Source organism: Calothrix anomala FACHB-343 (assembly GCF_014696435.1).
In the GTDB taxonomy this organism is placed as follows: domain Bacteria; phylum Cyanobacteriota; class Cyanobacteriia; order Cyanobacteriales; family Nostocaceae; genus Aulosira; species Aulosira anomala_A.
The window spans coordinates 1-15,601 of sequence record NZ_JACJQG010000010.1 but is presented as its reverse complement, the minus strand read 5'-3'; the positions used below and the strand labels follow the sequence as shown (position 1 = coordinate 15,601).

Genomic DNA, 15,601 nt, shown 5'->3' with positions numbered 1-15,601 from the left:
GGATAATCTCCTATCGCATTATTAATTAATATATTGGCTATAAAATGTTTCTGGATCAGCCATAACTTCACTAATAGTAGCTACTTGCCATCCTGCTGCTTTAAATAGCATTAAAGTATTATCTGCTGTAATCAAAACAGCACATTTACGTTTTGTCCAAGCTAACTCAGCCTCAGCAATTACAACTTCATTACTATCCATTAACTCATAACCAACTTCTGGTAAATCCCAGTTATGTTCTTGCATATAGTGCAACAGTTCTAATGTTGTCTCATCAAAAACTAGTTCCTCTAGTTTTTGCCAAGCTGCTACATTATGTTTAACCGTCGGTTGAGATTGAGCCTGGTTTGCTTTGGGAGGTACTAATGCAGAATTTAAACCATTGTCATTACCTTGAGCCGTCACAACATAACTATGGTCAACAAATTGTAATATGTTGAAATAACGTAGAACTCCTATCCACGATTTTTGCAATTCTTTTTCATTTTCTATTGCCTTATCATCTAAATAAATAGTGATAAACGAGCCAGCACTATCTAGAGTTGAATGACGTTTACCATCTACTGAGATGTAAATTTCGACTAAGTTTTTATCGTCATTTATTGCCCCATAAACTAAACCTAACATTTTTCCAGTTTCTATGGGTTTAAACGCATCTACAACTGAAGAGTTGGTTTTCTTTAATACTGCATTCACCCAAGATAGACGAGCATCCTGCTGGCTAAAACGAGCATTATCAAATTGAGCAGAAGTTCTCATCAGAGCAAAATTTTTCCATAAATCTCTATTTGGATTAACTAGGAAATTAACCAGCCAAATAAAACTGTTTTTTTGAGCAATTAGTCTTAATTCCCCACATTTATATTTTTCATAAAATGTACCTTCTTTAGCCTTAAATTGCTGACTAGCACCCAGTTCTAAAAGGTCCATATAAGCATCATTTTGCTTGTTGGAGAACTGTGATTCTACATCAGTCCAAGTTAAAGACCAAACGTGATAATGGTTGCTTTTAGCAATTGCCATACGTTGAAGAAAATCTTCAGCAATGCGGTGAGCATGGTATTGCCAACCATCGGTAAATATGACTATCGGTTTAATCGCTGTTGTATTTTTAGCAGGATAAAAAACAAAATCTGCTCTGCTATTAACTTCAATTCCTTCGTTTCTGCCAAGTTCAACCTGTGGTTCAACGTTCCAATCTTGATTATCAATTCTAATAAAATAACCAGCTTTACCATTAACTATTTCTTTACGAACGATTGTTGGTTCGTTATTATGGCGGTAGCGTCTTAGTGCTTCAATAAAACGTAATTCAAGAATACTGTCAAATAAAGCATTAAGCTTAACTTGAGAAAGCCCTCCTTGAGTTTCAGTTAATTGCAGACGACGGTTAACAATAATATTAAGTAAATCAATCGCTGTCTTACGGCTGGTTTGATCTCGGTCAAAACTATTACGATAACCGTACAAGCAGTTATAACAGCCATCATTGCAATCGCAAGCACGTAAAATAACTAATGCTTGTTCAAACACAGAGAAAAAGTTATTTGGATCTCGTAGTAATTCGCGTAGATAGCCTGTACCACCGGGAATGGTATCGTATAAAAATAGAAAAGGTTTGCGTAGCAAGCTAGGTGTATTTTCTTGCGGTTCGTGACTAATAAGGGTTCTGAGATGGTCTACTTTACCCTTAAAGTATTGTTTTAACCCTAGTTGCAGGGCTGCAATAAATGAATGTAATTTTTTATCAGAAGTTAAAGTATCTACAGGTAGTAAGATTCTGATTGCTTCCGATTCAAATTGTCTAAACAAGTACAAGATATCAGTAAAATCATTTTCATTGCTATTTTCACGTCGAGAACAAGCCAAGGCGTGTTCTGGTTTTTCCGGATCAATTTGAACTTTACCGCAATGGCGACAAATTTGAAAACCAGGACGGGGACGGTTAATTCCAGCAACTTCAAAATTTTCAGATTGGGAATTACCCTCTCCAAAATTGACTTCTCGAAAGGTGACTCGTGAAATAAATTCAAAACCAAAGGGAAATTCCTCATCTTTAATTACAAAAGTCTTTTCTCGTGCTTCTGGTTCAAAATCTACCAGCATTTGTTGAGTGAAAAAGGCTGGTTGGCGCTCATCTTTGTCATCACCAATACGGCTTTCTCTGGCGTTGGTAGTTGCTATAACTTGGCGTAAGCGAATCATTTTGCGCTTACGTCCTGCATCTGACCACATTCTGTCCCCACAGCGTGGACAAGCAGGTTCTTTAGCTGCATCTAAAATAGTGAGAGCAGCATAGGAACAGTTCCTACACAAGCGCCACTCTTCAATTTGGGAAATATTTAAGTCGATTTGGTCAATTTTGACGCGGTTTCCCTCAGCATAAAACACACCATAAGGAGCAAGTTCCCGCAAGGCGATCGCACCAGGACGTTCGTACTCAAAGGTAAAGGTTTCGTATTTACCAGATGCACCATCTCCTTTGATATTCTTTTGTCGCCAAATAATTGACTTGAGTATTACACCTGGTTCGGGGAAAGTATAGTTAGGTAGCAACCCTTCATCAGTAAAGAAGTTGAGGGTATTTTTATCGCTGATATTTTTCACTAGCTCCATCAACCCCCCCCGTTCGCGGTGGAGTTCCGTTAGTTCTTCTTCGTGATTTTGACTCTTAGCAGCTTTTTCCTTATCTTTAATACGTCGCCGTAAGGTATCACTTTGGTTTTTTAAGCGGCGGCGTTCTTCCACTACTTCCTGCAAGCGGTTGACAATGCGCCAACGCAATCCCCCTTCATCGTTTTCGCCTTTCTCAATAAATATTCTTAATTGTTCGGCGCTGCGGTGGGATATTTGATTTTGGAAGAGATCGAGAAAATCTTGCAGTAGTTCTAATTGTTGATTTTCAATAAAATTTAGCCATGTATAAGGAAAGCGAGTTAAATCACGTTGCTGGACGCTATCTAAAACAGTGCCAAATCGTTCGGGTAGTTGGTCTGGGGTGATACCTTGGGATACCCAACGGTCGAGACAGTAAGCAGTGAGTTGGCGTTGTAAAATTGCTGAAGCATCGAGGTAAGAACCGGGAGTATCTACCCCACCTGCAATCATTAACATGGGGTCAGCCCAAAAATATAAATCGTGGGGAGTACCGTTAGCGATCGCAGCGATAAAAGCATTACCATCTCGACGACCTGCACGACCAATACGCTGTTGATAATTTGCTTGGGCTGGAGGAACGGAACACAATAAAACAGAAGAAAGCGTACCAATATCAATCCCCATTTCCAGGGTTGAAGTAGCAGAAAGAAGATTGGGGTCGTAACGGTGGCGACCTGTGATAAAGCGATTTTCTAATTCTTCGCGGACATCTCTTTCTAATAATCCAGTGTGTTCTCTAGCAAAGATGCGCCACACTCGACCTTTAGAATATAAGTGGCGGTAAAAATCGCGGGTTTTTCGTTCCGATGGTTGATATTTCCCCGTACACTTCGGACGCATACAAGGTGTATCTGTCCATAACGTCAATTCTTGTGGAGAAGCGGTAATGCTGTGTCCGCATTTATCGCATTCAAGGTGATGTGCTGTAATATCCAAATACAATGCTGTTTGTTTGATACCCCAGACTTTTGCGCCGTTACGTGTTTCCCTGACTCCAAAAATCTCATGAGCCACCAGTTGATTTAAAACTAGGTTGTAAAGGGTTTCTACCTGGGCGACAATCAGTGGAGTGTAGCTAGAAAACAATTTAAAAGCCCAATTTTCACACCAAGTTACTTTCCCTGATGGTCGGACTAAGGCTTCAAAACGAGGAAAGTTACCATTTTGGACAAAGTAAACGGGTGTAAGTGAGGATGGGCCAAATCCAGGCATAAATAAGGGTTGCTGCAACCGGAAGGTTTGACCACCACTTTCAATATAATTTTCTGTTACCGAATGCAAAATACCGCCCTGTAGCCGCAGATGGTAAATTAACCCCAACAGAAAACGGTACAGGGTTTGCCGATCAAGATTTTCTAGTCCGCCAATTTCGTTGCGAATTCGTTCGAGTAAGTTTAAGCAGGCAGGGTTGAGTAAATTACTATCAAGGTAAACTGCACAGGTGTCAGTGCGTTCTAATGAAGCACCCAAATTTGTCCGCAAGCCAATTTCTGCAATTACTTCCCAATCAAGCCGTTTATTAATCAGCTCAACAAGGCTGGGTTTTGCTGTTCCTGCTTGTTGTAATTCTTCCCATTCCCGCAGCCATTCCAAATCTGAAGGCATAAATGTAGCAATATAATCGCCATCGCCACCAATTTCATTACGCCAATATTGAGAAAAGTCAGCCCGAATATCCGCTAAATTCCATCCTTTAGCTTTACGATCAAGATGCTGGCGTAAAGCACTTCTTAAGGTTGTGCGGAAGGTACGAGTTTCAAAAAAGCCTGCACGGTGCGCTGCATCCTGTACAGAGTCAGAAAAAGTAATTAGTTTGCGGTCATCATTGTAAGCTGATGAGAATAATGTACCAATTGCGGCACTAGCTAAACTCGCAGCGCGAGAACCAAGAATTGCTAAACCGTCTTTACTACCGCAGAAGGGGCAATCATGGTTAGAAACACGGCGGGGATTACCATTTTTGGTTTTTATCGTGCGAACGATCGCATCTTGGTCTGGTTCAATAACTGAAATAAATTCTTCGCTGGAGCACTTAGAACAACGATGAGCATCTGTGCGGTTAAGGGTTAGACATTCTTTGCAAAGCTTCCAAGATAACCAACCTCTATCATTATCTGGATTGCGATGGGGGAAAATGTAGGTAATTAATGGGTCGTTTGCGAAGTACGCTTTATAAAAGTCCCGTAGGTCACAAGCTATTTTATGGTTTGTTACTTGTTGCCTTAATCCTCCCCATCCCGTACTACCGCAGTCTCGACAGTGTATCACTGGCAGAACACGCTCTTTTTCTTCTGATGCTTGGTCATCAGCAAATACTAATTCGGGTTGCTTCTCTACAGTTCCCACCATGCGGCGCAGTTCTCGCAGCCAAAATTGCAGACGAATATTCACCCAAGGGACAAGTGCAGTGTGCAATTGGCGGCGGGCGATCGCACACAAGGCAATTAAACTATCAAATAAGGCAGCTTGATAAATTGGGTCATCGCTATCTGGTAAGCGCATTTTCCGGCTGAGTTTTTGCCAAAGTTCAGGTAGGGCGATCGCTCCTTGGTCTAGAACTTTCAGCAGGTTGTGGACGATGGGCAGAGATTTCAAGCGATCGCCTAATTCAACTCGCCACTCATTATTATTAAATTCTTCGGTAATTGCTGCTTCAAACCATAGCTGATGTTGAGCGCAGATATATTCCTTTATAGTTTGGTAGTTGGCAGCTTTGAGAATGTCTAATTTATCGGGTTCGGGAATGGGGAGGGGATTAATGTAAGCATCAAAGAGAAATTCTCCACAAGTTAGCCTATCTTCTTCAACTAGGGCATTTTGGTCGAAGGGTTCGTCAAAAACAGTAGTTGCATAATTCAACATATCCCCTTTATTACCACTACCACCCAAGGTTGCAGAAGTCCCGACACAAGCTAAATAACGTTCGGGAGTTTGCAATCTAGCTTTGAGGCGGCGGATTAAACAAGCCAAATCTGTTCCCTGTGCGCCATCAAAGGTGTGAATTTCATCAACTACCAAATAACGTAGGGTTTCTGGTATATTTCCTGCCCATAATGGTTGGTCGCCTGGACGAATCAACAGGTAGTCGAGCATTTTGTAGTTAGTCAACAAAATGTCGGGGGGACATTGGCGCAGAATATTTTTGTCAGTGATGATATGGTCTTCACCCATCATCGCCTTTGGATCTCTTTCCGACTCGCCCACAAATAACCCAGCAGTTACCTTACCTTTTAATTTTGGGTTGTGCCAGATGAGACTTGCTAACCGCTTTGCTTGGTCGGTAGCAAGGGCGTTCATCGGGTAAATTAGCAGTGCTTTAATACCCGGTTCGCTTTCATGTTGGTAGCAGTGATTGAGGATGGGTAATAAAAAACACTCTGTTTTTCCTGAACCTGTTCCTGTAGCGACAAGGGTTGATTGATAGTAGGGTGCTTTTAATCGGGCGAATGCTTGTTCCTGATGGCGGTGTGGGGGAAATGCCATTGGCACGTCGGGGAAATAGTCTGCACCTGTAGAACCGGGGCGGAATGGTAAACCCACAGACAGGTAAGGGCCTTTAAATACAGCTTCCGGTGTTGCTAAAAAGCGTTGCATCAGCCCTTCAAATCCTGGTGACGCAGGGCGAAATTCGGTTTTGAGGAAGTCTTCAATGCTGGCACGAACTTCTGAAGCGACAACGGATGGTAGCATTTGTATTGATTACACCCAAGAATTATTTGTTATAAATTAAAGAATTAGATGAATAAATTATTATTAATTAAGTAGTTTCTGTAGCGTTAAAATACTTGTCTCTTAATGATTTTGTTTTTAAGGCTTTCTTTCTGTTAAGAGGATTTTTGATATCTTCAAATTGAATTTCTTGCTGAAAGTAGTCAGTTAGCCAATTTGTTTTTTCATGATTCACCGGCCATAAGCTTTCACCAACAATAAATTCAAAAGGAAACAATTCGGGTCTTCTTCGTTGTATATCAACAATAGCTTTTATACTATCTGGAGATTTATGCCAAAAGTATGGATGATTGAGAAAAAGAACTGTTGGAATATTAGTGTCAAGGTTAAAATTATATGTTCTATTTATTTCATCATAACTTTCCAATAAAAAATATGCAGATTGTTGGTTAATATGATATATAGAATATCCAAGACCTTTTGCCATATCATTAAATAATGCGCTTTTCGCTGTACCTGTTAAGCCATAGAGCCAAATATTTTCTTTATTATTGAAAGCATTAATGATTAAGTTAATTTGTTCTTCTCTTTCTACGTAAATTTCGTTAAGTTTTTGCCTTAATTGTTCTATTTTTTGGTTAGTCATTATTTTCAATTCTCCACATCATTATCATTATTAGCAAATCTTTTCTCAAATGCCTCCCAAGCAATACGGTAGTCTTCCTCTCTATCGCAACGGTCGAAGGGGGCTTCATAGATGATAGTGCGTTCGATGGGGCCACCTGGCATTGTGTCATCTATGATGGTGCGTTCGACTGTACCTGTTTTCATGTCTTTGATGTCTTCCCATCCCTGTTCGCCTTTTTTACCTTTGCGGGGGAAGCCAACACCTACAAGTCCTTTGCTGATGGTAAATACAATGCGTCCGTTTTGGTCGTACCAAGTGTCTTTTTCGTATTGGCGCATAACGGGGAATTGGACGCGATAAATTGTGATCAGTTCGTCTAGGGTTAGCCCTAATGCCATTGCTGCAAGTACGTCAATTTCTATTAGGGCTTGGCGGCGTTCGTAGTCGGTGCGGAGAGCAATGTCACGTTGCCAGTTAGGGGTGAGGTTTTTGAAGAAGTTATTGTTAAGTCGATGATCGTTCTTTGTCCAAGTGTCTTGATTGAATTTTATAGTATAATTTCTTTCCCATAACTCTGTATAATAAACAGTTAGGCAATTAAGAACAAGAGCGCGTAAATAAACTTCTATATTTGTTTCAACAAAAGGAAATTGCGATACTAATTCATCTGTAATATTATTTTTACCTGTTGTTTTTAAAAAAAAGTCATAACAAAGAGAAGAGCTAAATGCAGCAAATGATAATAACTTTGTTTGATCTTTAAAAATAACTGAAACACAAGACTTTGTATGAGTAACCCTTTTAGGTATTATAGAGTTAACCAATGTTCTTTCTGCTGATAGATTTAGCATTTTACGAAAAACATATCGGTAGTAATCGGTAACTTTACAAGGTTGAATATTTTCTTCTTCAATCCAATTAACGTGAGGTATTCGGCTGCAATAATTAGTCATATCACAGCTAGGCAGATAATTAGTACGAGGTAAATAATCATTAGGAATATTTGTTAGATCTATTGGATCATAATGCCCATTGGCTGTACAAATTGCTCTTGGTGTTTTATTTAAAGGATTACCTACAAAAAAGTGTGGGCCAGAAAGAACCCATATTTCAATACCATCTGAGAAACAAGTTTTTTGCTGAATTATTCCATTTTTTTGAGCATCAGTTTCGTCAAACATTACTGTAGAGAAATATTCATCATTTAAATCAACCAAGCGACGACTTTGTTTAGCAAATTTTTCTAACACACTTAATAATTGTTGAGAATGAAGTGCTGGTAGTCTTGCTTTTAAAGCTGGAGTGTTAGCTTGATCGTAAAGTCGAGAAAATAAGCTTAAAGTTTTTTGTCCAACATGAACAATTCTTTTAGAATGACCTACTATATCCCATCTACCTTCATCATTTTTAATTCCTGGTATTTTTCCTTGCCCATCATGCTCAAAGCAGATATCAATTGTTTTGGGTAAAAATAAATTAGATATATTATAAAATTTATTATCCTCTAAAAATTGTCCATATATATTAATACTATACTTAGTATGATGATCTACATCCTTGAAAAGTTGTAGCTCATTAATAAATTGGAAATGATACTTTAACCTGGGATAAATTGCTTCTCTGAAAATACCTCCTTTTGGATCATCATAATTACTTTCTTGATGAATAAAGCTTTGTATACCTTGATTATTAGAAAAGAGCCAGCTTTGCGGAATAAAACATTTGTATAAATTAGGTTTTTGTCCTTCTAAGAAAGGATAGTTCTGATATCCATTCAAGAAATTTTGATACCCATCAAAAAATTCAAAGATTCTAAAATATTCAAATTTTAAATTAGGATATTTTACAAAAGTTTCTTCCCTTAACTTTGCAATCTTACTTGCTGAAAATTTTTGTAATTCAAATAAGGGTTCACTATCACCTAACACATCGCTTTCTTGCCATTCTACTTTCAACCAAGGTGGATTACCCAAAATAAAATCGAAGCCACTATTATCTGCAAAAATATCTGCAAATTCTAACTCCCAATGAAAAAATCGCTTCTCCTCCGCAATCTTCGCAACTAAACCCAACCTCGGAAAACGTTCTGCTAATTTTGCAACATTTACAAACTTATAATCTTCAACAAACTTTTGCACTTCATTTTGGAGTGCCGTTTCAGGAAATAATGGTAACTCTGGTTCAGGTTCAAACGTCATTTCTGTTTCACCCAAAATTACCGCCAACTCCATAAAATACTCATACCTTGACGGTAATAAATCAGCTTTTTCAATCTGCCAAAACCACAACGCACACCAATAATCCATGACAAATTTCAACCGTCGGTAAGAGCTAGAATTACCTACACCTTCAGATAATTTCTCTTGCGCTAAAATTTTATCTTTGATTTCTAAAGTGCTGCTTTGATGTGCATCTTCTTCATAACCAAAAATACTCAACGGGTCAGTAGTGCGTTGTCGCATCATCCGCAGTTCTTCGGTGTGACGTTGCCAAAGTTCATCTATGCGTTGAGATAATGCCACCAAACGGTCAACATCAAAATCTTCATAGAAATCTTTACAGAACTCCTTACGCCAATTATTAATAGTTTCAATTTCTTTTGGTGCTAGAGACTTGATAACTTTATCTGTATAATTCGCCATTCCTGGGTCGGGTAACAAAAAGTGAAATACCACCCCATCAGGTAACTTATCCCCTACCATTACCCGTTGGGGTTCATGATCAAACCAGTATGGTTGTTTCTTTTTCCGGGGAATTAACGTAGTGCTGTATACCTGACGACGCGCACCCATTAGCGAATTACCACAGTGCAGTTGCATTCCAAACCAAGGTACAAAAGCTTTTCTATTTTCCGGTTTGTAAATGCAATTCAACCACAGGGACACCTCTGCTAACTCCACAGCAACCGGGTTTAAGTCAATCCCAAATACGTTGCGGTCAGCCAAAAACATTTTGACTTTCTGTTTTTCCTGTAAATACTCGTCGTGGGGAATGCGTTTATTTAACTCGTCCTGCTTTAACTCCAAATATTTCTCTGCTAACTGATTAACAGCTTCATTCAAAAATGCTGCACTTCCCATCGCAGGTTCACAAATTTTCAACTTGAGAATATCATCTGCTGTCTTATCTTTAAGCAATTCCTTCAACGCATACTTAACCAAACAGCGCGTCAACGACTCTGGGGTATAATAAGAAGCAGAATTTTGGCGATCCCTTCCCGCTAACCGATAAATAAACTCACCTTTGCGGTACATTTTTGGCGTACCGTCAGCATTAAATACCCGTTCCGCCATTGTGTAATTTTCTAAATCTTCTAACTTGACGAAGTAAGCAACATCTAATTCGTCATATTTATTTTTTCCCCGTTTAGGAGTTTCTTCTTCTACTTCTTCCTCATCATCATCGCCAGCAGAGGTTTTTGTTGTTTTTTCTGCACGCTGCACTTCATATAAATCAGCCTCAGCAAAAAAGCCTCGGAAGCACAGCAAGGATTCATACACAGCACCCAACTGGTTAATTCCCAATTGTGCATAAGAAATGCGTCCCCGACGCTTACCTTTACCCTCCCGCGATAGTGACATTAATTCAATCACTTCTCGCAGTACGCTATTACGAAACTTGACCCGATTCAGTAGCTTAGTGCGTTCTGGGTCAAATAAATGACTTTTTAGCGGTGCAAGTTCAAAAGTGTTATCATAAATTTTCTCTTCAGGTAAATACAGAGTTCCCACATTACTTGGTGCATATCCCTGCCAAATTATTTCAAATAGTTTGGTAAGAGAAGCATTAATAAAATAGCCGTTTTTATCTTCTTCTGTCCGCAATTCTACTTGCTCTAGTTCCCGCAGCGATTCTAAACTGTAACCTTCCCGATAAATTTCAGCATTCATCGGTGCATAACCCAAATCTCGCCGTGCTTCAATGTAAAAAAGGAAGAGCAAGCGGTACATATAACGCAGACATTCAATTGATAATTGTCCCTCGTCTAATTGTCCAGAAAATACCCCTGTTTTTAGCTTATTTCTTACATACCAAACTGCTTCATTACCCAAAATTTCAATTGACTTTCTGAGGGCATATTTCAAATCATCGGAAACAGAGAAAGCATGACGGTGAGAATTTTCATCTAATTCATCAAGTAAAGCTGTACCCTCGCTAGGGCAGGTATGTTCTTTATGCAGTAATGTTGCAGTTGCTAATAAAGTATCTGATTCCTTACGTGAGAGAATTTCTGATAAATCAAACCGCAACAAGCGTGATGCGTTCCATTTGAAACGGTCAATCAGAATAATTTGATGAACGTTAGCAAGCAATAACCACCGGGGCGGCTCATCTTGAGAAAAAATATAATCAGAAATAATATCTTCTATCGTAATTTCAGACGAAATTAATTCTGCATTTATATCATCATTATCTTGTTCAGTAAATTGTGCTTTATTTAGACTTAAATCTAAAATATCAATAACTTCATCGCCTTCTGGTAAAGCTTCTATAATCCAGAGTAACGGCACTCCATTAGTTTTTTTAATTTCACACAATACGGGGAGTATTTGCCCTTCATCGAGAATACGTTGACTAGGTTCAATCTGATAACCTAAAACGCCAAAAAAATCAGACAACCATTGCTGTTGAAGAATTATACGTTCTGCAATATCTTTTTCTTTATTAAAATTATTTATCAATCTAAAATAAGGGGCAGCTAAACTTCCCAATAATTCAGGGGGAGATTTTGTTTCATTTTCAGCCGCAGCTTCTCGCCAGCGTTGAGCAATTCCCTTAATATCATCATTGAGGATAGCATCCAGGTAGTGATTTGAGTAAAACTCATTTTCATTAGTAATTCCTGTTAGTTTACTCATACCTTAGCTCCCTGTAAAACTGCAATAATTTTGATATATGGAGCAGGTTCGGTAGTCATGCTATCCTCTACCCAACGCCAATAATCATTAAAAATTTGCTCAATCCTTCGTTCTGCTTTTGATTTTTTCTCTTCTTTTAAAGGAGTACCGTCTGCAAAACGTAATGTTAGTTGCTCATAATGTTGACCTTTGAGTTTATTTAAACGATTCAATTGTTCCTGTAATTGAACATTAATTGAATCCTCAAAATTCTTACGTGCTTCTAGCATTTTCTTTTGCGCTTCTACAACCGCTATCTCACGTAAATTCAAAAGTTTTTCATCAGTAGGTAACATTTGATTGGGAATCGGCTCCTCTCCCAATCCAGTAAGCTGTAGCGTTTTCTCAAAGTCTTCTATATGCTTAAACTTTTGATTTTGAAACACTACACTTACCCACTTATTGACTAGAGGTTGACCACGACGGTTAGGAATTATACCTGACATGACGAATATAACCTCATTTGTTTGTAACTGAGGTAAAACAATGACAGGTGCTTGATGCCTACCGAAAAGTGTTATCCCACGGTCATTTAACCAATCTACTACCGGATGCAGTTCCCAAAGATACTGAATCGAGGGCCAGCGTTCCTCAGATTTTCGTGATTCCTCTAGTTCGCGCATCACTTTATTGCGATCGCCAGACAAACGCAATGCTTGATTTGATGCAGGTTGAATTTCTCTTGGTAAACGCTCAAAGCGCGATCGCAATTCATTGGGCATTGTTAACTCGATTAACAACTCTTCCCCCAAACTACGCAGCTGCAAAGGATTTTCCTCATTAACCGCACCCAACGCTGCTAACGTGTAATGATAGTCATCGGGAAATAAACTTGGCATTTTCTGCATAGCCGCTTGTGCTTGGGGTTCTTCACTCACTTCTGGGTCATCGCTAAGTAAATCAGCAAACCAGTTATCCTCATCCTCTGTCTGCTCACCTGGTTGCAGGCGTGCGTCAAAAGTTTCTGCCGTTTCTCCCTGCTCAATTGCTTCGATAGCTGCGGCTGTCACCTCTACTTCCTTATCGGCATCAAACACTCCCATAAAAACAGAAGGGTCGCCAATATTTTTTATTGCTTGCTCGTCTTTCCTCACCAACACGCTAACAATGCGCTCTGCTTCATCAACTTTTTCGTTAGATGAACGAGTCAATAAATAGCGAATCTGTGGTTGTCGTTCCTGCCCATAACGGTCAACCCGCCCATTACGCTGTTGCAAGGCCATTAATGACCAAGGAATATCAAAGTGTATGAGACGGTGTGAAAAATAATGTAAATTAATCCCTTCCGATGCCACATCTGTAGCTACTACCAGCCGCAGCGGAGATTTTTCACTACCAAACTCCTCGATAATTTCCATCAATTCAACATCTGGCATTCCCCCATCAAGAGTAGCGATCGCTTCTTCTGTTAGCTGTAAGTCGCGCTTTAAATTCTCCTTCAGAAAGCGCATCGTTTCCAAACGTTCCGTGAAAATTACAATCCGGTCTTTTGGGTCTTTACCCTTCCAAGCAAAGCCTCCATCTTCGGCTGTAATAATTAGTTTTAGTAGTTTTTGATATTTTGAGAAATTTTGATCGTTGATGGTTACTAAAGCGGCTGCTAAAGCTTTCAACTCATCAATATCAGCACTAAAACGCCGATCATCAGTTTTTTCTACCCGATTGATGCGATTGCATACTGTTTCCAAACAAGCCATAGGGCTGGACAGCATAGCTTTTAGCAAAGTAGTTTTAAACAACTTACCTGTAGAAGCTTTCGCGTCAATCCCAGCTAATTTTAAGTTATCGAGAATTTCAAACGCTTTTTCTTCTTGGGGAGAAGCATTAGCTTCCACCGCTAAAACCTGTCGTTCTGGGAATTTTTTGAGAAGTTGCGCTACAACATCTTTTTTAAACCGCCGGACGTACAAATCTCGAATATCTTCCTTAGTGTAGTTCGACTCGTTGGCGATCGCCGTTGGGTCGAGCATATTCATCAAGCTAGCAAAGCTTTCCGCGCGTCCATCATGTGGTGTGGCTGATAGCATAATTAAACTATCGGAGCGGCTTGCTAACCGATCAGCCAATTTAGAACGTAACGAAGCACTGCTACCACGTCCCCGACGAGCAACGTTATGTGCTTCATCAATGACTATTACATCCCAGTAAGCCTGCTCGATGTAGGTGCGGTATTCTCTGTCTTGTTTAAGGGTATCAACTGAGACAATAGCTTTATCGTAATAGTGGAAAGGATTATGATTGGTGGGAATACGAGAGCGAATGCGCTGAATACCCACAGAATCAAGACGTACTAGAGGAATAGTAAAACGCACCCAAAATTCTTTCTGGAACTGAGTCAGCATACTTTTGGTTGTCACAACCAAAATGCGTTTTGCTCGTCCCCGACGCATCAACTCAGCAACCAAAATTCCTGCTTCCAAAGTTTTCCCCAAGCCAACAGCATCTGCAATTAACAAACGCTGCCGCGGCATAGAAAGAGCTTTGAGCGTTGGATCTAATTGGTAAGGCAGCACATCCATTGCCGCTTCATGACCAATGTAAAGATTAGTCTCAGTGGGAGCAGTTTGCCGCAGATGAGCTTCGAGAAAAAGCAGCGAATTCCTATAGCCAGGAGTATTGTCGGATACTAAATTAGTATTTTTTGGGTCTAAAACCTCTAGGTCTTCTTCTAATTCTTTGACAAACCGTGCAGTGCGACCTTTAATAAAATCACTTACACCCACAACTTCTATTACCACAGAACCATTGGGTGTTCTTGAAGTGGATTTTACAAGCCATTCAGCATCTCTAGCAACAATCCGCGCACCAGGAGCAAGTGTTTCCATATCGGCTTAGTCTTTTAAACCTAAACGTGGAAGTGATTGTACACCACAGTCCAATGCTTCTTACTTTGCTGACTATCCTGAACAGGAAATTTGCTTTTACGGAGATTGCTTTGGTGCATGAGATTGAAATAAATTTTGACTACGTAATATTATAAGTGCAGACTGTTAAATACACTACAAAAATATATGTAAAAATTCATAAGTACAAAATTTATAATTTTTTGTAACAAAACATTTGTAAAACTACGCGAGTATAACAAACAAATGAAGAGAAAACATAACCTGCTCAGGGTATTACTGTTCCAAAAAATCTCACCATTGTCCGATAACTACCGTCCATACCGAGGATGTCAATAGGTTTATACTGACAAGTAATCAAGCACCAGTAGCAAAAAAATTGTTTTGTGACTGACAACAAACCAACTGATTACGCCGCTATTATCCGCGCTGCTAACCAAACTGTTTCAGAACCACCTGAATGGCTAACTGTGGGCAAACATATTTACTCCCCAGAGTATGGAGTAGGCGAAGTCATGGCGTTATTGGGCAGGCGGTTAATTGTTAAGTTTGTTGAAGAGGTTACTCCAACTCAATTTGGCGATTGGGAAGAAGCGATCTCCATTGGCTCAATTCAATCAAGTAACGCCAACTTGGTTTCTTCGACAACTTTGATTGAACAAACTAATACAAGAGCTGCAACAGTTTCCGAACGCATTCACCAAATCCCCCACCTGGCATTTCAGTCAATAGCTCAAGAATTGATTGCAAGCATCACAGCGGTGGATATCAAAAATCCCAACCAAGGGATAGTTCACACCGTACCCAGCGATTTACCGCCTGCTTTACGTTTGGCGTTGCAAAATAACGGTATCACCAACATTTATTCTCATCAACTAGAAGCTCTGACAAAATTACGTGCTGGG

4 protein-coding genes and 1 pseudogene are annotated in these 15,601 nt (G+C 39.6%); 1 reads left to right on the top strand and 4 read right to left on the bottom strand.

Annotated features, from left to right (window positions below; translation table 11 throughout):
- Positions 1-21: 21 nt before the first annotated feature.
- From H6G08_RS07360 to H6G08_RS07345, 4 genes are all read right to left on the bottom strand, one after another.
- Positions 22-6,348, bottom strand: a complete 6,327-nt coding sequence (locus tag H6G08_RS07360; RefSeq protein WP_190540066.1) for a DEAD/DEAH box helicase — start codon at positions 6,346-6,348, stop codon at positions 22-24.
- Between the two features lie 67 nt (positions 6,349-6,415).
- Entirely contained in the window at positions 6,416-6,973 is a 558-nt protein-coding gene (locus H6G08_RS07355) for a hypothetical protein (RefSeq protein WP_190540064.1), read from the bottom strand.
- 5 nt (positions 6,974-6,978) lie between these two features.
- Entirely contained in the window at positions 6,979-11,814 is a 4,836-nt protein-coding gene (locus tag H6G08_RS07350) for an Eco57I restriction-modification methylase domain-containing protein (RefSeq protein WP_190540063.1), read from the bottom strand.
- Positions 11,811-14,678 carry a DEAD/DEAH box helicase gene (locus tag H6G08_RS07345; RefSeq protein ID WP_190540062.1) on the bottom strand — a complete coding sequence of 956 codons (2,868 nt, stop codon included), beginning with the start codon at positions 14,676-14,678 and terminating at the stop codon, positions 11,811-11,813. Before H6G08_RS07345 ends, H6G08_RS07350 begins: the two co-directional genes overlap by 4 nt.
- A gap of 404 nt (positions 14,679-15,082) precedes the next feature.
- Between H6G08_RS07345 and H6G08_RS07340 the strand changes: the two are divergent.
- Positions 15,083-15,601 (top strand): annotated as a pseudogene (locus H6G08_RS07340) (DEAD/DEAH box helicase); the annotation flags it as partial.

Excerpts from the sequence above, each read along its gene's own strand:
- H6G08_RS07360 (WP_190540066.1), bottom strand. The coding sequence starts at position 6,348 with ATGCTACCATCCGTTGTCGCTTCAGAAGTTCGTGCCAGCATTGAAGAC.
- H6G08_RS07355 (WP_190540064.1), bottom strand. The coding sequence starts at position 6,973 with ATGACTAACCAAAAAATAGAACAATTAAGGCAAAAACTTAACGAAATT.
- H6G08_RS07350 (WP_190540063.1), bottom strand. The coding sequence starts at position 11,814 with ATGAGTAAACTAACAGGAATTACTAATGAAAATGAGTTTTACTCAAAT.
- H6G08_RS07345 (WP_190540062.1), bottom strand. The coding sequence starts at position 14,678 with ATGGAAACACTTGCTCCTGGTGCGCGGATTGTTGCTAGAGATGCTGAA.